This window comes from Pseudomonas sp. TH31 (assembly GCF_016650815.1).
GTDB lineage: Bacteria > Pseudomonadota > Gammaproteobacteria > Pseudomonadales > Pseudomonadaceae > Aquipseudomonas.
The window spans coordinates 127,396-148,168 of the sequence record NZ_JAEKEZ010000010.1 but is presented as its reverse complement, the minus strand read 5'-3'; the positions used below and the strand labels follow the sequence as shown (position 1 = coordinate 148,168).

The following is a 20,773-nucleotide window of genomic DNA, read 5'->3' as shown; positions in this document are numbered from 1 at the left end:
GCGCTGGCGCGGGTGATGGTGCGCTGGACCGGTGACGACAGCGTGCTGGTCCAGCTTGAAGGCCACGGTCGCGAAGACCTGTTCGAAGCGGTCGACCTGACCCGCACCGTCGGCTGGTTTACCAGCCTGTTCCCGGCGAAACTCACGCCGGTCGCCGAGCTGGGCGCCTCGCTCAAACAGATCAAGGAGCAACTGCGCGCCATCCCGAACAAAGGCATCGGTTTCGGTGCCCTCGCGCATCTGGGCAATGACCCTGCGCGCCAAACCCTGCAAGCGTTGCCAAAACCACGCCTGACCTTCAACTACCTCGGCCAGTTCGACGGCAGTTTCGATGCGGCGCACGATGCCCTGTTCGTGCCGACCGGCGAGTCCGGCGGCCAGGAAGTGAATATGCAAGGCCCGCTGGGCAACCCGTTGGCCCTCGACGGCCAAGTGTTTGGCGGCGAACTGGACCTGAGCTGGACCTTCAGTGGCGAGATGTTCAACGCAGCGACCATCCAGCGCCTGGCCGATGACTACCTGCAAGAACTCACCGCGCTGATCGGCCATTGCTGCGACACCGCCCATTGTGGTGTGACGCCGTCGGACTTTCCGTTGGCGCAGCTGTCTCAGGCGCAACTCGACAACCTGGCCGTGGCGCCTCAATCGATCGACGACATCTACCCGTTGTCGCCGATGCAGCAAGGCATGCTCTTCCATACCGTGCTTGAACAAGGTGCCGGCGACTACATCAACCAGATGCGTCTGGACGTTGACGGCGTTGACCCGCAGCGCTTGCGCGATGCCTGGCAAGCGGTGCTCGATGCCCACGATATCCTGCGTACCGGGTTCTTCTGGCAGGGCGATCTGGAGCAGCCGATTCAGGTGGTTCATCGCAATATCGAAGTGCCGTTCTCGCTACTCGACTGGCGTGATCAGGTTGACCTCGACGCGGCGCTGCAAACCCTGGCCGATGAAGAACGGGCCCAGGGCCTGGACCTGACTCAGGCGCCGTTGCTGCGTCTGGTGCTGGTGCGCACCGCCACCGACCATCATCACTTGATCTACACCAACCATCACATCCTGATGGACGGCTGGAGCAGCGCGCAGTTGCTCGGCGAAGTGTTGCAGCATTACAGCGGTCAGGGCGTGGCTCGCCAGCCTGGGCGTTATCGCGATTACATCGCCTGGCTGCAACGTCAGGACGCCGCAGCCAGCGAAGCGTTCTGGACGCCGCAGTTGCGCAGCCTCGACGAGCCGATGCGCCTGGCGCCAGTGTTTACGCGGCCGACCGAGGATGTCACGGCCCACCTGTATGGCCAGCACCGCATAGCGCTGGACGATGGGCAAACCCTGCGCTTGAGCGAGTTCGCCCGCGAGGCGAAAGTCACCGTCAACACCCTGGTGCAAGCGGCGTGGCTGTTGCTGTTGCAGCGCTACACCGGCAACTCCAGCGTCGCGTTCGGCGCCACGGTGTCCGGGCGCCCGGCGGATCTGGTCGGGGTCGAGCAGCAGATCGGTCTGTTCATCAACACCTTGCCAGTGATTGCCAGCCCGCGTGCCGAGCAGCGCCTGGTCGACTGGCTGCACGTCGTGCAGGCGCAGAACCTGGCGCTGCGCGAGTTTGAACACACGGCGTTGTTCGACATTCAACGCTGGGCCGGGCAGGGCGGTGAAGCCTTGTTCGACACCCTCCTGGTGTTCGAGAACTACCCGATTTCCGAGGCGCTGGAGCAAGGTTCGCCGCAAGGCCTGCGCTTTGGCGCGGTGGATAACCTGGAACAAACCAACTATCCGCTGACATTGTCGGTCAGCCTCGGTGCGCAACTGGCGGTGCAGTTCAGCTACCAGTGCGCGAGTTTTGCCCAGGACTCGATCGAGCAGATCGGCACGCATCTGCAGCGCTTGCTGCAGCAAATGATCGGCAACCCACAGCAACCGCTGGGCGAGCTGACCCTGCTGGGCCTGCGGGAAACCCAACAGCACCTGTTGGAGTGGAACGCCAGTCAGGCCGACTACCCGAGCGAGCGTTGCATCCATCGATTGATCGAGGCCCAGGCCCGATGCACGCCGGACGCCACTGCGCTGGTCTTCGCCGAACAGTCGTTGACCTACCGCCAACTCAACAGCCGCGCCAACCGCTTGGCCCACCGCTTGATCGAAAAAGGTGTTGGCCCGGATCAATTGGTCGGGATTGCGGTGGACCGTGGTCTGGAGATGATTGTCGGTCTGTTGGCGATCCTCAAGGCCGGTGGCGCCTACGTGCCGCTGGACCCGCAATACCCGGCGGATCGCCTGGCGCACATGATCGAAGACAGTGGCCTGCAACTGCTGTTGACCCAGGTGTCGCTGCTGGAACAACTGCCGATTCCGGCCGGGGTGCAAACCCTGCTGCTCGGCGCGCCGGACGAATCGGCCGCCGACCACGACCCGCAAGTCGCGGTCGATGGCAACAATCTCTGCTACGCGATCTACACCTCCGGTTCGACCGGCAAGCCGAAGGGCGTGATGGTGCGTCATGAAGCGCTGGTGAACTTTGTCGCGAGCTTGGCGAAAGAGCCGGGCATTGCGGCGGCGGATCGGATGTTGTCGCTGACCACCTTCTCATTCGATATTTTCGGGCTGGAACTCTACGGGCCACTGTTCTGCGGCGCGGCCGTGGTGCTGGTGGATAAACTCAGCGCTCACGATCCCGAGGCGCTGCTGCGGGTGATCGAGCAGCAACAGATCAGCATCGTCCAGGCCACGCCATCCACCTGGCGGATGTTGCTGGACCACCCGCTGGCGGCGAACCTTGGCGGGCGCAAATGCCTGTGCGGCGGTGAAGCGTTGGCCGAGGATCTGGCCGAGCGGCTGCTGGGTGTGGCCGGACAGATCTGGAACCTCTATGGCCCGACCGAAACCACGATCTGGTCGGCGGCTTATCAACTGACCGAACGCAAGCGTCAGCCATTCCTTGGTCGGCCGATTGCCAACACGTCGCTGTACATCGTTGACGACCACTTTGCGCCGAACCCCGCCGGTCTTATCGGTGAATTGCTGATCGGCGGCGGTGGTCTGGCCCGTGGTTACCACGGGCGTGCGGCAATGACCGCCGAGCGTTTCCTGCCGGACCCGTTCGGCACAGGGGCGCGGTTGTACCGCAGCGGTGACCTGGCACGGCATCGCGCCGACGGCGTGGTCGAGTACCTCGGTCGGGTCGATCACCAGGTGAAGATTCGCGGTTTGCGTATCGAACCGGGCGAGATAGAAGCCTGCCTGCTCGTCCACGAGTCGATTCGCGAGGCAATGGTTGTGCCGCAGGAAGGCCCGGCGGTACGCAATTGGTCGCCTACGTCATCCCGACGACTGAGCCGGTGTCCGACGCGGCATTGCGCGACGAACTCAAATCGCACCTCGCGCCGATGCTCCCGGACTACATGATCCCGGCCCACTGGCTGGTGCTCGAACGCTTCCCGCTGACGCCGAACGGCAAGCTCGATCGCAACGCCTTGCCGCTGCCGGACGCCAACCAATTGCTGCGCGCCTACGTGGTGCCGCAGGGCGCGCTGGAACAGAGCGTGGCCGTGATCTGGCAGGACGTGCTCAAGCTGGAACGGCTAGGGCGCGACGACAACTTCTTTGAACTGGGTGGACATTCACTGTTGGCGACACAAGCCACGGCACGCCTGCAAATGGAACAGGGCGCCGCCGTGCCTCTGGACCTGCTTTTCCGGACTTCATCCCTGGCTGAATACGCCGAACAACTGGCGATACACCTGAGCCCTCACTCCAGCGACGACCTGAGTGAAATGCACGACTTCCTCGCGGACCTGGAGACCCTTTGATATGACACAGTTCGATAACCTGGCCCTGGTTCAGCGTTTTATCCGTTTGCCGCTTGCCCAGCGTCAGGCTTTTTTGCAAAAGCTGCACAGCAAGAACATGAGCTTCGCGGCGCTGCCGATTCCGCCGATGCGCGACGAGTTCGAGACCATCGGCTTGTCCTATGCCCAAGAGCGCCAGTGGTTTCTCTGGCAGCTGGATCCGGACAGCGCGGCCTACCATGTGCCGACGGCATTGCGCTTGCACGGCGCCTTGGACTTGCCGGCCTTGCAGCGCAGCTTCGATGCGCTGCTGGAGCGCCATGACGTGTTGCGCACCGTGTTTGTTGAAGGCACGGACGGTCCGGTGCAAGTGGCGCAAGCGCGCCTGAGCCTGCCGATCACACCGGTTGCGCTGGATGACATCCCGGACGACAGCGCGCTCAAGGCGCTGATCGATGCCGAAATCGCCCAACTGTTTGATCTGCAGCGCGGGCCGTTGCTGCGGATCAAACTGCTGCAACTGGCGGCGGACGATCACGTGTTGGTGCTGACCCAGCACCACATCATTTCCGATGGCGCGTCGGCGCAGATCATGGTCGGCGACCTGGTCAAGCTGTACGCCGGCTTCAGCTCGGGTCAGACGACCCACCTGGCGCCGTTGCCGATTCAATACGCCGACTATTCGATCTGGCAGCGCCAGTGGATGGAGGCCGGCGAGTTGTCGCGGCAACTGGCTTACTGGACCGGTCGCCTGGGCGATGGCGGTTCGGGGTTGCCATTGCCGACTGATCGCGCTCGCCCGGCGGTGCAGAGCCATCGCGGTGCGCGGTTGGACCTGGCCGTGGCCGCTGACCTCAGTGAACGCCTCAAACAACTGGCCCAGCGCGAAGGCCTGACGCTGTTCATGGTGTTGCTGGCGTCGTTCCAGGCCTTGCTGCATCGCTACAGCGGCCAATCGGACATCCGCGTCGGCGTGCCGGTGGCCAACCGCAACCGCACCGAAACCGAAGGCTTGATCGGCTTCTTCGTCAACACTCAGGTGCTCGACGCCCAGATCCAGGGGACGACGCCATTTACCGAGTTGCTGGCCCAGGTCAAACAGGCTTCGCTCGGCGCCCAGGCGCACCAGGATCTGCCTTTCGAGCAACTGGTGCAGGCCCTGGCGCCGGAACGGCACTTGAGCCACAGCCCGCTCTTTCAGGTGATGTTCAACCACCAGAACGGCGGCGCGGCACAAGCCCTGCAACTGCCCGGTTTGCGGGTCGAAAGCCTGGATTGGAGCTCGCATACGGCGCAGTTTGATCTGACGCTGGATACGCATGAAGCCGACGGCGAACTGACGGCAACGCTGACCTACGCCACTGATTTGTTTGAGGATGCGACCGCGCAGCGTATGGCCGGGCATTGGCGGAACCTGCTGCAAGGCATCGTCGCCAACCCGCAACAGCGCATCGGCGAATTGCCGTTGCTCGATGCGGCTGAGCAGCAGGCGATTCTCAAGGACTGGAACCCGTCGACCCAGGCGTTCCCGAACGAAGCGTGTGCGCATCAACTGATTGCCGAGCAGGCACGTTTGCATCCTGATGCGATTGCCGTGCGTTTCAGCCAAGAAACCCTGACTTACGCGCAGCTCAACAGCCGTGCCAATCGTCTCGCCCATCAGCTGATCGAGCAGGGTGTTGGTCCGGATGTGCTGGTCGGCCTCGCCGCTGAACGGGGTCTGGAAATGGTGGTCGGCCTGTTGGCGATCCTCAAGGCCGGCGGTGCCTACGTGCCGCTGGACCCGACCTATCCGCAGGATCGTCTGGCCTACATGATCGAGGACAGCGGTATCCAATTGCTGCTGACCCAGGCGTCGTTGTTGAGCCAACTGCCGGTGCCGGAAGGTGTGCAAGCCTTGATGCTGGACGCCGACGTCAGCGCCTACGCCGACAGCGATCCGCACGTGGCGATGCACTCCTCGAACCTGGCTTACGTGATCTACACCTCCGGCTCCACCGGTAAACCGAAAGGCACGTTGCTGGCGCACCACAACATCCTGCGCCTGTTCGAAGCCACCGAGCCGTGGTTCGGGTTTGGCCCTTCGGATGTCTGGAGTCTGTTCCACTCCTACGCCTTCGACTTCTCCGTGTGGGAGATTTTCGGTGCCTTGCTGCACGGCGGCGAACTGCTGGTCGTGCCGTATGACGTCAGCCGTTCCCCGCAGGATTTCCACGCCTTGCTGTGCGACGCCGGCGTCACGGTGCTGAATCAGACACCCTCGGCGTTCAAGCAATTGATGCACGTCGCCGTTGCCGATCAACGCGCCAACGCCCTGCGCTACGTGGTGTTCGGCGGTGAAGCGCTGGACGTGAAGTCCATGCGTCCATGGTTCGAACGCTTCGGCGATCAAGCCCCGCAATTGATCAACATGTACGGCATCACCGAAACCACCGTCCACGTCACCTACCGTCCGCTGTCCCTGGCCGACCTTGAGCTGGAGGCCAGCAGTCCAATCGGCGAGCCAATTACCGACCTGTCCTGGTACTTGCTCGACGGCGACCTGAACCCGGTACCGAAAGGCTGCACCGGTGAGTTGTACGTCGGTCGCGCCGGCCTGGCTCGTGGTTACCTCAATCGTGGCGATCTCACCGCGCTGCGCTTTATCCCTGATCCATTCGGCGAAAGCGGTGCGCGGCTGTACCGCACCGGCGACCTGGCGCAGTACCGCAGCGACGGCGTGATCGAGTACGTCGGCCGCATTGACCATCAAGTGAAAATCCGTGGCTTTCGTATCGAACTCGGCGAAATCGAAGCTCGACTGAATGCGTTGGACGCCGTGCTCGAAGCGGTGGTGCTGGCCCAGGAAGGCCCAAGCGGCCAGCAATTGGTCGGCTACGTAATCGCACATCAAACCACCGACGACGAAGCCGCCCTGCGCGACAGCCTCAAGACCCGACTCAAGGCTGACCTGCCGGATTACATGGTGCCGACGCACCTGTTGTTCCTCGAGCAATGGCCACTCACCGCCAACGGCAAACTCGACCGCAAGGCCCTGCCGCAACCCGACGCGAGCCAGGCACAGCAAGACTACGTCGCCCCGCACAGCGAACGGGAACAACAGATCGCCGCGATCTGGCAAGACGTGTTGAAACTGGAGCGCGTCGGCCTGAGCGACAACTTCTTCGAACTCGGCGGCCACTCGCTGCTGGCCACGCAAATGGTCTCGCGCATTCGCCAGAGCCTCGGTCTGAACCTGCAACTGCGCCAGTTGTTCGAAAACGCCAGCCTCAAGGCCTGCATTGCCGCGCTGGAACAAACCCAGGTCAGTCGTCCGGCGACGATTACGCGGGTGTCCCGGGATGCGCCGTTGGCCTTGTCGTACGCCCAGCAACGCCAGTGGTTCCTTTGGCAGATGGAGCCGTTGAGCACGGCGTATCACATTCCGGCGGCGCTGCGGATTCACGGTGCCCTCGACCTTGGGGCCCTGCAGCGCAGTTTCAGCGCGCTGGTGCAGCGCCATGAAAGTCTGCGCACCACCTTCGTCCAGATCGATGATCGGGCGTTCCAGGTCATTCATGCTGATTTGGCGCCGACTGTGGTGCCGGAGATTTTGACTGAGACGACTGGCGACAACAGTGCTCAGGTCCGCGCGTTCGTTGAACGGCAGATGCAACAGCCGTTCGACCTGCAAGGCGGTCCGCTGCTGCGGGTTGGCCTGCTGCGCATCGCCGCTGACGAACATGTGCTGGTGCTGACCCAGCACCACATCGTCTCCGATGGCTGGTCGATGCAGTTGCTGGTGCAGGAACTGATTCAGCGCTACGCCGATTACAGCCAGGGCCAGGATGTCGATCTGGCCGAACTGCCAATTCAATACGCCGACTACGCCGTGTGGCAGCGCCAGTGGATGGACGCCGGCGAGCGCGAGCGGCAATTGGCGTACTGGACCGGTGTGCTCGGCGGTGATCAACCGCTACTTGAATTGCCGACCGACCGTCCACGTCCGGCCCAGCAAAGTTTTGCCGGCGCACGCCTGGCCATCGACCTGCCGCCGGCGCTGGGCAAACAGTTGCTGCAACTGGCCCAGCGCGAAGGCGGCACGTTGTTCATGCTACTGCTGGCGTCGTTCCAGACCTTGCTGCATCGCTACAGCGACCAGTCGGACATTCGGGTCGGCGTGCCGATTGCCAACCGTAACCGGGTCGAGACCGAAGGGCTGATCGGCTTCTTCGTCAACACCCAGGTGCTCAAGGCCGAGGTCAACCCGCAGCAGCGTTTCAGTGAACTGCTGGCCGAGGTCAAACACGCGGCATTGGGTGCCGAGGCGCATCAGGATCTGCCGTTCGAACAACTGGTCGAAGCGCTGCGCCCTGAGCGTAATTTGAGCCACAGCCCGCTGTTCCAGGTGTTGTACAACCACCAGAACGCCGGGCGTCAGGCGGTGCCGTCAGTGTCCGGGTTGACCATCGAGGCGCAGGATTGGGACAGCCACACTGCGCAGTTCGATTTGACCTTGGACACCCTCGAAGCCGAGGGTGAAATCACTGCGGCGCTGACTTATGCCACTGACTTGTTTGAGGCTGCGACCGCGCAGCGCATGGCCGGGCATTGGCTGAACCTGCTGCAAGGCATCGTCGCCAACCCGCAACAGAGCATCGGCGAATTGCCGTTGCTCGATGTGGCTGAGCAGCAGGCGATTATCAAGGACTGGAACCCGTCGACCCAGGCGTTCCCGAACGAAGCGTGTGCGCATCAACTGATTGCCGAGCAGGCACGTTTGCATCCTGAGGCGATTGCCGTGCGTTTCAGCCAAGAAACCCTGACTTACGCGCAGCTCAACAGCCGTGCCAATCGTCTCGCCCATCAGCTGATCGAGCAGGGCGTTGGCCCGGATGTGCTGGTCGGCCTCGCCGCTGAACGGGGTCTGGAAATGGTGGTCGGCCTGTTGGCGATCCTCAAGGCCGGCGGTGCCTACGTGCCGCTGGACCCGACCTATCCGCAGGATCGTCTGGCCTACATGATCGAGGACAGCGGTATCCAATTGCTGCTGACCCAGGCGTCGTTGTTGAGCCAACTGCCGGTGCCGGAAGGTGTGCAAGCCTTGATGCTGGACGTCGACGTCAGCGCCTACGCCGACAGCGATCCGCACGTGGCGATGCACTCCTCGAACCTGGCTTACGTGATCTACACCTCCGGCTCCACCGGTAAACCGAAAGGCACGTTGCTGGCGCACCACAACATCCTGCGCCTGTTCGAAGCCACCGAGCCGTGGTTCGGGTTTGGCCCTTCGGATGTCTGGAGTCTGTTCCACTCCTACGCCTTCGACTTCTCCGTGTGGGAGATTTTCGGTGCCTTGCTGCACGGCGGCGAACTGCTGGTCGTGCCGTATGACGTCAGCCGTTCCCCGCAGGATTTCCACGCCTTGCTGTGCGACGCTGGCGTCACGGTGCTGAATCAGACACCCTCGGCGTTCAAGCAATTGATGCACGTCGCCGTTGCCGATCAACGCGCCAACGCCCTGCGCTACGTGGTGTTCGGCGGTGAAGCGCTGGACGTGAAGTCCCTGCGTCCATGGTTCGAACGCTTCGGCGATCAAGCCCCGCAATTGATCAACATGTACGGCATCACCGAAACCACCGTCCACGTCACCTACCGTCCGCTGTCCCTGGCCGACCTTGAGCTGGAGGCCAGCAGTCCAATCGGCGAGCCAATTACCGACCTGTCCTGGTACTTGCTCGACGGCGACCTGAACCCGGTACCGAAAGGCTGCACCGGTGAGTTGTACGTCGGTCGCGCCGGCCTGGCTCGTGGTTACCTCAATCGTGGCGATCTCACCGCGCTGCGCTTTATCCCTGATCCATTCGGCGAAAGCGGTGCGCGGCTGTACCGCACCGGCGACCTGGCGCAGTACCGCAGCGACGGCGTGATCGAGTACGTCGGCCGCATTGACCATCAAGTGAAAATCCGTGGCTTTCGTATCGAACTCGGCGAAATCGAAGCTCGACTGAATGCGTTGGACGCCGTGCTCGAAGCGGTGGTGCTGGCCCAGGAAGGCCCAAGCGGCCAGCAATTGGTCGGCTACGTAATCGCACATCAAACCACCGACGACGAAGCAGTCCTGCGCGACAGCCTCAAGACCCGACTCAAGGCTGACCTGCCGGATTACATGGTGCCGACGCACCTGTTGTTCCTCGAGCAATGGCCACTCACCGCCAACGGCAAACTCGACCGCAAGGCCCTGCCGCAACCCGACGCAAGCCAGGCACAGCAAGACTACGTCGCCCCGCACAGCGAACTGGAACAACAGATCGCCGCGGTCTGGCAGGACGTGCTGAAACTGGAGCGCGTCGGCCTGAGCGACAACTTCTTCGAACTCGGCGGTGACTCGATCATCTCCATCCAGGTGGTCAGCCGCGCGCGGCAGGCCGGCATTCGCTTCAGCCCGAAAGACCTGTTCCAGCACCAGACCGTGCAAGCCTTGGCGACCGTGGCCCAAGTCGGTGGCGAAGGGCTGGTCATCGATCAAGCCCCGGTGCAAGGGCCGGCGCTGTTGCTGCCGATCCAGCAAGCGTTCTTCACTGATGCGATCCCCGAGCGCCATCACTACAACCAATCGGTGCTGCTGAAAGCGGCCCGGCCGATGCAACTGACGCTGGTTGAACAGGCGTTGCAGGCACTGGTGTCGCACCACGATGCGTTGCGTTTGTCCTTCAATGAAACCTCGGAAGGTTGGCAGGCCCACCACCGCGATGTCCTGGTGCAAAACAGCCTGCTCTGGAACACCGAAGTGGCCAATGCCGAGGCGCTGGAAGTCCTGGCCAATCAGGCCCAACGCAGCCTGAATCTGCAAGACGGCCCGCTGCTGCGCGGCGTGCTCGCGACCCTCGGTGATGGCAGCCAGCGGTTACTGCTGGTTATTCATCACCTGGCGGTGGACGGCGTGTCGTGGCGGATTCTGCTGGAAGACCTGCAAAACGCTTATCAACACTTGCAGGACGGCAAAGCCCTGAACCTGCCGGCCAAGACCAGTGCCTTCAAGGACTGGAGCGAGCACTTGCAGCGTTACGCCCACAGCCCGGCGTTGCAGCAGGAACTGGCGTACTGGCAAGCCTGTTTGAGCGATGTCAGCACCGACCTGCCGTGCAAACGCGTGGATGCCGGTCAGCAGAATCGTCTGGCACTCAACGTTCACACGCAGCTCAATCAGGAATTGACCCGGCAATTGCTGCAAGAAGCCCCGGCGGCCTATCGCACCCAGGTCAACGACCTGTTGCTGACGGCGCTGGCGCGGGTGATCGGTCGTTGGACCGGTTTGGCCTCGACACTGATTCAGCTCGAAGGTCATGGCCGCGAAGAGCTGTTCGACGGCGTTGACCTGACCCGCACCGTCGGCTGGTTCACCAGCCTGTTCCCGGTCCGGCTGACCCCGGCCGATGCGCTGGGCGACTCGATCAAACAGGTCAAGGAACAACTGCGTTCGATCCCGCACAAAGGCATCGGCTTCGGCGCCTTGCGTTATCTGGGGGATGAGCAAGCGCAGCAATCGTTGCGTGCCTTGCCAAGCCCGCGGATCACCTTCAACTACCTCGGCCAGTTCGACGGCAGTTTCGACAAGGATGACGCGGCACTGTTTATCCCTGCGTCAGAGAACTGCGGCCTGGACCAGAGCCTCGATGCACCGCTGGGCAACTGGCTTTCCCTCAATGGTCAGGTCTACGGCGGCCAGCTGACGATCGGCTGGACCTTCAGCAGCGAACGTTTCGACACCGCGACCATTGAGCGCCTGGCCGAAGATTACGCAGAAGAACTGGCGGCGCTGATCGCCCACTGCATAACGCCGGGCGTCCAGGGCCTGACACCGTCGGACTTCCCGTTGGCCGGCCTGACCCAGGTGCAGCTCGACCGCGTGCCGGTCGCGCCGCCGCAGATCGCCGACCTCTATCCGCTGTCGCCGATGCAGCAGGGCATGCTGTTCCATTCGCTCTACGAGCAGCAGGGTGGCGATTACATCAACCAGATGTGCGTGGACATCGAAGGCCTCAACGTCGAGCGCTTTCGCGATGCCTGGCAAGCGGCGATGGACGCCCACGATGTGCTGCGCAGCAGTTTTGTTTGGGACGGTGAATTCAAGCAGCCGTTGCAGGTGATCCACAAGCAACTGAATGTGCCATTCACCTTCCACGACTGGCGTGCCCACCGCGATGTGGCCCAGGCGCTTAACGAGTTGGCGACCACCCAGCGCCAGCAGGGTTTTGACCTTGCCAGCGCACCGTTGCTTAATCTGACCGTGGTGCAAATTGCCGCCGAGCGTTATCACCTGATCTACACCAGCCATCACATCTTGATGGACGGCTGGAGCAACTCGCAGCTGTTGGGCGAAGTGCTGCAACGCTACAGCGGCGAGGTGCCGGCGAATACGGCAGGGTGTTATCGCGACTACATCGAGTGGCTGGCCAAGCAGGACGCGCAGGTCACCGAACGTTTCTGGAAAGGCCAATTGGTCGAGTTCGAGGAGCCAACACGCCTGGCCAAAGCGCTGGTCTGGACCGGCAGCGAAGCGGGCAACATGACGCAGGGCGAACACTTCCTCGAACTGGACTTGACCCAGACCGCGGGGCTCAATGCATTTGCCCGGGAACAAAAAGTCACCCTCAACACCCTGGTGCAAGCCGCCTGGCTGCTGCTGTTGCAGCGCTACACCGGGCTCGACACGGTCAGCTTTGGCGCCACCGTGTCCGGGCGTCCGGCGCAGTTGGCCGGAGTCGAGCAACAGATCGGTCTGTTCATCAACACGCTGCCGGTGATCGCCAGCCCGCGTGCCGAGCAGCCGCTGTCGCAGTGGTTGCAGCACGTGCAGGCGCAAAACCTGGCCCTGCGCGAGCAGGAACATACGCCGCTGTTCGACATCCAGCGCTGGGCCGGGCAGGGCGGTGAAGCGCTGTTCGACAATATCCTGGTGTTCGAGAACTACCCGATCTCCGAAGCCCTGCAACAAGGCGCGCCGCAAGAACTGCGCTTCGGTGAAGTCGGTAACTTCGAACAGACCAACTACCCGCTGACCCTGGCGGTCAACCTGGGTGAAGAGTTGTCGCTGCAACTGAGTTACGACCGTCAGCAGTTCGACGGTGCGGCGATTGAGCAATTGGCCGCGCACCTCGCGCATCTGTTGTTGCAAATGGTCGAGGCACCGGCTGCCAGTTGCATTGGCGATCTGGCGCTGGTCTCGACTGCCGTTCGCGAGCCGCTGCCGCTGCCGGTGGATGAGGTGTGCGTGCAGCGTCTGTTTGAACTACAAGCCGAGCGCACGCCGAAAGCCTTGGCGTTGATCTTCAACGAACAACGCTTGAGCTACGCGCAGCTCAATGCCCAGGCCAACCAATTGGCCCGCGTGCTGCTGCAACACGGCGTCGGCCCGGAAGTCCTGGTCGGCATCGCGGTCGAGCGTTCGACGCAGATGATCATCAGCCTGCTGGCGGTGCTCAAGGCCGGTGGTGCCTACGTGCCGCTGGACCCGGAATACCCGGCCGAGCGCCTCGGCGCGATGATCGAAGACAGTGGCCTGCGCGTGTTGTTGAGCCAAAGTCACCTTGCGGCGGCGTTGCCACGTGCGGCGGGCGTGACCGTCCTGAGCCTGGATCAGCTGGATTACCCGACTCAGACCGACAACCTGCCCGAGGGCAGCGGCCCGCAGAACCTCGCGTATGTGATGTTCACCTCGGGCTCCACCGGGCGCCCGAAAGGCGTCGGCATCAGCCACTCGGCGCTGACTCGTCACGCCCAGGTGGCTTTGGACTTCCTCGGCCTGACGCCGCAGGACCGCTCGCTGCAATTTGCCACGTTCAACTTCGATGCCTTCGTCGAGCAGCTGTACCCGGCGCTGATTTGCGGCGCCTCGGTGGTGTTGCGCGGTCCGGACATTTGGGACTGTGAGACCTGGTATCGCGAATTGCTCGACAAACAGTTCAGCGTCAGCGACCTGACCACCGCCTACTGGAACATGCTGGCCAAGGACTTCGCCGCTGCCGGCCATCGCGATTACGGGGTACTGCGCCAGGTGATCGTCGGTGGTGAAGCCATGCCGCCGGAAGGCGTGGCTGCCTGGGGCAAGGCTGGCCTGGCCCATGTGCGCCTGCTGAACACCTACGGCCCGACCGAAACCACGGTCAGCGCCACGCTGCTCGATTGCCGCGACTACGTGTCCGGGCGCAGCGCGTTGCCGGTGACCATGCCGATTGGCCGGGCGTTGGGCGGCCGGGCGATTCATGTGCTCGACACCCAGGGCCAACCGGCGCCGGTCGGGGTGGTCGGTGAACTGGTGATTGGCGGTGAGCTGCTGGCTCGCGGTTACTTCCAGCGTCCGGAATTGACCGCCGAGCGCTTCATTCCTGATCCGTTTGATCCACTGGGCGGTGGCCGCGTCTACCGCACCGGCGACCTGGCGCGTTATCGCGCCGACGACGTGATCGAGTACGTCGGGCGCCTGGATCATCAAGTGAAGATTCGCGGCTTGCGCATCGAACTCGGTGAAATCGAAAGCCATCTGTTGCAGATTCCAGCGGTGCGTCAGGCCTTGGTGGTCGCGCAACCCGGCGTCATCGGTCAGCAACTGGTCGCTTACGTGGTACTCGATAACCCGGCGCAAGCCAACGCCGATGCCTCGACGCTGGCGGCGCTGCGCGATGACATCAAGGCCCGCCTGAAAGCGAGCCTGCCGGATTACATGGTGCCGACCCAGGTGATGTTCCTTGAACGCCTGCCGCTGAGCCCGAATGGCAAGATCGATCGCAAGGCCTTGCCGAGCGTTGATCTCAGCCTCGCGGCGTTGGACTTCGTTGCGCCGCAAGGTGAACTCGAACAGCAGGTCGCCGCCGTCTGGCAGGACGTGCTGGAGCTGGATCAGGTCGGCCGCGACGATCACTTCTTCGAACTGGGCGGGCATTCCCTGCTGGCGACTCAAGTGGTTTCGCGGTTGCGCAAATTCACCACCGGCACCCTGAGCCTGCGTGACCTGTTCAGCCATCCGCGCCTCAAGGACCTGGTGGCGTGGATGACGCAGCAGCAAGGCAGCCCTGAGTCTGGCGACCATGGCGTGGTGCTCAAGGCCCGTGGCACGCGGCACAGCGCACCGTTGTCGCTGGTGCAGCGGCGCTTGTGGATCGCCGAGCAATTGTCCGGCGGCACGGCGGCTTATGGCATGCCGATGGCCCTGCGTTTGCGCGGTGAGTTGTCGGTCGAGCGGTTGATCAGCAGCTTCGCCGAGGTGGTTCGCCGCCACGAAGTGCTGCGCACCGCGTACACCCAGGACGATGAAGGTGACCCGATTGCCATGATCGCCGAGCAGGTCGAACTGGATTTCCCGGTGATCGACCTCTCCGGTCTGTCGCGCAGCGCCCAGGAAGAATGGGTGGCGCAAGCGGCACTGGAAAATGCGCGCACGCCAATCGACATGGAACACGCACCGCTGTTGCGTGGCCGGATCCTGCGCCTGGGGCCGACCGAACACGTGATGCTCTACGCGATGCACCACATCATTTCCGACGGCTGGTCGATGGGAGTTTTGGTCAACGAACTGGTGCAGATTTACGACCGCAGCAAGCTCGGTGATTCGACCCCGCTGCCCGCGCTGGAGGTGCAGTATTCCGACTTCGCGATCTGGCAGCAGGAGCTTGAGCAACAAGGCGTTCTGGCACGCCAGGCCGACTATTGGAAGGCGCGACTTGCCGGCTACAACGGGCAGTTGAAGCTGCCGTTGGACACCCCCGTGGCCTGGCGCCGTCCTTCGAGGGCGATGCGCTGCAATTCCAGCTCGACACGACGCTGAGCACTGCGTTGCGTCAACTGTCCAGGGACGCAGGCGTCACGCTGTACAGCACGCTGCTGGCGTCTTTCCAGGTGTTGTTGCACCAGGTCAGCGGCGGTTCGGATGTGTTGGTCGGTGCCGATGTGGCCGGGCGTGAACAGCCGGAGCTGGAGCGGCTGATCGGCTTCTTCGTCAACGTCCTGCCCCTGCGTTCGCAGTTCGAGGCCGGCACGCCGTTCGCGACATTCCTCGCCCAGACCCAGGAAACCTTGCTCAGTGCGATGGAACATCAGGACCTGCCGTTCGACATGATCGTCGACGCCTCGGGCGTGCCGCGCCACAAGGGCATGAACCCGTTGGTGCAGGTGTTGTTCGTGATGAACAACCTGCCGGGACGCACCCAGGCCATGGGCGGTTTGAGCGTGGAAGCGCTGCCGGCGCTGGACACTCATTCTAAATTCGACATGGCGTTGTTCGTTGACGATGAAGACGGGCAATTGCTGGGTAATTGGCAATTCGCCACAAGCGTGTTCGGACACGAGCGCATTCAGCACCTGGCCAAGGCCTGGATAGCCCTGTTGGAACAGATCGTCGCTGATCAGGACATTCAATTGGGAGCTATCAGCATGCCAGTCGACACTTTAGCGGTGGCCGCCAAGCCAGCCGCTCCGGGACCCAAGGCCGACAAACTCGGCAAGTTCCTCAAACGCGCTGCTGCCCCGGCGGGCAAGGCCCGGCCAGCGCCGGTGCGCGAATCGCTGATCGCCGAACCCCAGCCGTTCCCGCTGCTGCTGGAACCGAACGAGCCGCACCTGGACTTGATCGGATGGATCAACAACAACCGGCCGTTGATCGAAGCAAAACTGGCAACCCATGCCGGGATTCTGTTCCGGGGCTTCGAGCTCGACGGCATTCAGGGCTTTGAGGCCTTCGCCGAAGCGATCCAGCCAGGACTCTACGGCCAGTACGGCGATCTGCCGAAGAAGGAGGGCGGCAAGAACACCTACCGTTCCACGCCATACCCGGAGCGCAAGATGATCCTGTTCCACAACGAGAGCTCTCATCAGGACCGCTGGCCGCGCAAGCAGATGTTCTATTGCGAGCAAGCCGCGCCGGTCGGTGGGGCGACGCCGGTGGTGGATTGCCGGTTGATGTACGAAAAACTGCCGGCGGACCTGCGTGACACGTTCGAAGAAAGGGCTTGCTCTACGTGCGCACCTTCACCGACAACCTCGATGTGTCGTGGCAGCACTTCTTCAAGACGCAAGACCGCGCCGAAGTCGAGGCCCGCTGCCGGGCCGGTGGTATCGAATGGCGCTGGCTCGACAACAACGAATTGCAAACCCGTACTCCAGGGCCGGCGATCATTCGTCACCCGGTGACCGGCGCCAAGTCGTTCTTCAACCAGGTGCAACTGCATCACATCTACTGGCTGGAGCCGGATGTGCGCGAAGACCTGCTGTCGATGTTCGGCCTGGACCGCATGCCGCGCCAGGTGTTTTACGGCGACGGCACACCGATCGAAGACGAGGTGATGCAACGCATCGGGGACTTGTACGAAGAATGCGCGGTGCGCTTCGACTGGCAAAAAGGCGACGCGATCCTGCTCGACAACATGCTGGTGGCTCACGCCCGTGATCCGTTTGAAGGCCCACGCAAGATTGTCGTGGCCATGGGCGACATGTTCGACCGCAGCGCCCTTGAACGCGCAATGAACACCGAGGAAACCGGAGCATGAACGTGGTATCGATGGACCAGCAGGACCTGGGTTACGCCTTGACGCCCGAGCAGCAGCTGTTGATTGAACAGTTGCCCAAGGCATCGACCTGCGCGGATGCGCTGCGTTTTCTGGAGGTCGAGATCAGCGGCGCCCTCGATCCGCAGCGTGTGCAATTGGCGCTCGATACCTTGCTGGCGCAGCAGCCGATGCTGGTCGCGCGGCTCGGTAAGGCGGCAGGTTTTCATGGTCTTCGGCAGTTCGTCGGGACCGTTGAGCGCTTCCCGCTGACCGTGCTGATGCAGCTCGAAACGCCGGCCGATGTTCAGGCGCAGCTCACCGAATGGGCGGAGCGCGCTTTTGATATCGCTGAGTCCGAAAATACGCACGCGGTGCTCTATCGCCTGGCCGATGATCGCTGGAAACTGGTCCTTGGCATTGCCCGGCACAGCCTCGATGAAAGTGCCGTGCGGTTGCTGTTTCAGCAATTGGTTCGGGCGTATGAGCAACAGGCGACGGCGGACGACGAAGAGACCGGGGAATTCACCCAGTACCTGGAATGGCGCAGTGAAGTGGTGCTCGACGAAGACGCGGCCGGCGCTCGCGCCTACTGGCAGCAACACCTGCAAGGTGCTGAACCGGAGCTGAGCACGCCGTGGCTGGCTTATCGCACCCCGGCATCGTTGTCGGCCAGGGCCTCGCTGACGGTCGCCGTCGACCCCGGTTTTCAGCAGTTGGCCCATGCTCTGGAGCAACCGCCAAGCGTGGTGCTGCAAGCCGCCTGGTGGTTGCTGCTTGGGCGATTGAGCGGGCATGAACAGGTGCTGGTCGGCGTGCGGCATGACAGCCGCGACGATTACGAATACTTCAGCGAAGCCGTGGGCGTGTTCGAGAAAACCCTGCCGCTGAGCCTTGTGCTGCCGGCGACTGCAACGTTCAGCACGTGGCTGGTCGAGCTGGCGGCGCGTCTGGATGAGCACCGTACCTGGCAGGAATACTGGTCGCCCGAGTTGGCACCGGCGGCCGCTCGCCCGGCTTATGGTTTTGCCGTCCGCCGGGCCTCGCAGGCCGAGACATCGGCGAATCTGCAATGGACGCCGGTTCCGCGTCCGTTGGCGCGAGAAGCGCTGTTTGAGCTGATGCTGGAACTGGAGCAAGACGAATCGGGCAATCCGCAGGCACTCCATCTGCACTACGCCGCGTCCCGCTACTCGATTCAGGCCATTGAAGGGTTGATGGCGCAGTGGCGTGTGTTGTTTGAAAACATCGTTGCCAATGCTCACGCCGAACTCGGCCAATTGAGCCTGTTGGGCGCCGCTGAACAGCAGCGCCTGCTGGCGATCAACCCGCCAGCGCGGGCATTGGACGATGGCCGGTTCCTGCCGCAGCGCATTGCCGATTGGGCCCGGACCACGCCGGATGCCATCGCGTTGACCGACGGCGATCAACGCCTGAGCTATGGGCAGTTGCAGGCGAACGTCGAGGCGTTGGCCCAGGCACTGAAAGCCCAAGGCCTGACGGCGGGCGCGATTGTTGCGCTGGCCTTGCCGCGTTCCGCGGACCTGGTGGTCGCCATGCTGGCGGCCTGGCGGATCGGGGCGGCGTATCTTCCGCTGGATGCGCAATGGCCGCAGGCGCGCCAGGCTTTGATGCTGGAACAGGCCGGCGCCGCGCTGCTGTTGGTTGATGCCCGGCACATCGCGCAATGGCACGCTCATCCGTTGCCCCTGGCGACGGTGGCGCGAGTGCTGCAATCGGCGCCGGCTGCCGGGCCGGCCATCGAGCTCGTCACGCAGGGGGATGAGGCTGCCTATGTGCTGTTCACCTCCGGCTCGACCGGTGTACCGAAAGGTGTGGTGATCGAGCACCGGCAATTGCTCAATTACACCGCTCAGGTTAGTGAGGCCTTGGCGTTGGAGCAGTGCAAACAGTTCGGCTTCACCTCCACGGTGGCGGCGGACTTGGGCAACACGGCGCTGTTCGGCGCTCTGTTCAATGGCGCGACACTGCACGTGGCCAGCGATGAACAGATGCAGGACGGCGCGTTGCTTGCCGACTTCGTGCAACAGCAGACGATTGATTGCCTGAAGATCGTCCCGTCGCATCTCGCCGCGTTGCTCGAAAGCGAGTGCGCGCAATTGCCTCGCACGCTGATTCTGGGTGGCGAGCCGATTGCCCCGGCGCTGGTGCAGCGTATCGCTCGCTTGCGCAGCGATTGCCAAGTGTTCAACCACTACGGGCCGACCGAGGCCACCGTGGGCGTGCTGGTTCATCCGTTGTTGCTCAATGCGCAAGAGCCGGATGCTGCCGTTCTGAGCCGGGTGCTGGGCAACAATCAGGTGTTTGTCCTCGACGACAACCTGCAACTGGCGCCGGTCGGTGTGCTGGGCGAGTTGTACCTCGGTGGCGCGCAGTTGTGCCGGGGCTACGTCAACGTCGAAGCTGATTCGCAGGTATTCATTCAGAGTCCGTTCAACCCACAAGAGCGTCTGTACCGCACTGGCGACCTGGCCCGCTATCGCCCGGATCTGGCGATTCAGTTACACGGTCGGCGCGATCAGCAAATCAAGGTGCGCGGTTTCCGTATCGAACTTGCGGAGGTCGAAGCCGAGTTGCTGCGCCTGCCCCACGTCGCGCAGGCCCTGGTGTTGCCAGGTCAAGAAGCGATGCTGGCGTTCATCGTCCCGCAGCAAACACCTTCGGCCACTGTGCTCGACGAGATTCGCGACGAACTGGCCCTACGCCTGCCCGACGTGATGCTGCCGCAGCATCTGCAATGGCTCGACAGCTTCCCGCGACTGGCCAACGGCAAGGTCGACCGCAAAGCCTTGCAGCAACTCGCCGCCGCCAAGGCTGGCGACGAGGGCATGGCGCCCCGCGATGCCCTTGAGCAATTGTTGGCTATTCGCATGGCGCAATTGCTCGGTGTCGAGCAATTGGGCATCGACCGCGATTTTTCGCCGCCGGTGGCCATTCCTTGTTGGTGATCAAACTGGTGGCCGGGATTCGCAAGCTGTTGCAGTGCGAAATCCAGCCGGGCGTGGTGTTTGACCACCCGACCGTGGCGGGTCTGGCGGCGGCGCTGCGATCCGGGGAACGCAGCCCCGGTCAACTGGAGAAAATCGCTCAGGCGCGGTTACGTCTGGACAACATGAGCCCCGAAGAAAAAGCCCTGCTCACCGAAAAAGCCCGGCAACTGCAAAACGCCAAGGCTGCACAAAACGATTGAGGTAGCCCAAGGAACAGGCCGACGCCCTAATGTCGATCAGGTAAGAAAATATCGGGCGAAATGCGCTCTTTTGTAGCAGCTGGCGAAGCCTGCGTTCGGCTGCGCAGCAGTCGTAAACCCTGAACATGCGGTCTTTCTGGAGCACCGCGCAGCCTGATTTCACGACTGCTACGCAGCCGAACGCAGGCTTCGCCAACTGCTACAGATCGAGTGTCGGCTTCACTGATAGGCATTAGGCCGACGCCCACCGCGTCGGCCTT

General features: G+C 62.8%; 3 protein-coding genes and 2 pseudogenes. All 5 read left to right on the top strand.

Going from position 1 to position 20,773, the window contains the following annotated elements:
* Window positions 1-15 precede the first annotated feature (15 nt).
* The 5 genes and pseudogenes from JFV26_RS34710 (at window position 16) to JFV26_RS07330 (ending at window position 20,513) form a co-directional block, all read left to right on the top strand.
* Window positions 16-3,402: an amino acid adenylation domain-containing protein gene (locus JFV26_RS34710; RefSeq protein WP_446739907.1), complete on the top strand. Its 3,387-nt coding sequence runs from the start codon at window positions 16-18 to the stop codon at window positions 3,400-3,402.
* On the top strand, window positions 3,336-3,806 hold the full coding sequence (locus tag JFV26_RS34705) for a phosphopantetheine-binding protein (RefSeq protein ID WP_446739902.1): 471 nt from the start codon (window positions 3,336-3,338) through the stop codon (window positions 3,804-3,806). Before JFV26_RS34710 ends, JFV26_RS34705 begins: the two co-directional genes overlap by 67 nt.
* A 1-nt stretch (window position 3,807) precedes the next feature.
* Window positions 3,808-15,588 carry a non-ribosomal peptide synthase/polyketide synthase gene (locus tag JFV26_RS07345; RefSeq protein WP_201191053.1) on the top strand — a complete coding sequence of 3,927 codons (11,781 nt, stop codon included), beginning with the start codon at window positions 3,808-3,810 and terminating at the stop codon, window positions 15,586-15,588.
* Window positions 15,471-17,305: pseudogene (locus tag JFV26_RS34120) on the top strand (TauD/TfdA family dioxygenase). The gene JFV26_RS07345 and the pseudogene JFV26_RS34120 overlap by 118 nt, the downstream one beginning before the upstream one ends.
* Window positions 17,302-20,513 (top strand): annotated as a pseudogene (locus JFV26_RS07330) (non-ribosomal peptide synthetase). The pseudogenes JFV26_RS34120 and JFV26_RS07330 overlap by 4 nt, the downstream one beginning before the upstream one ends.
* Window positions 20,514-20,773 lie beyond the last annotated feature (260 nt).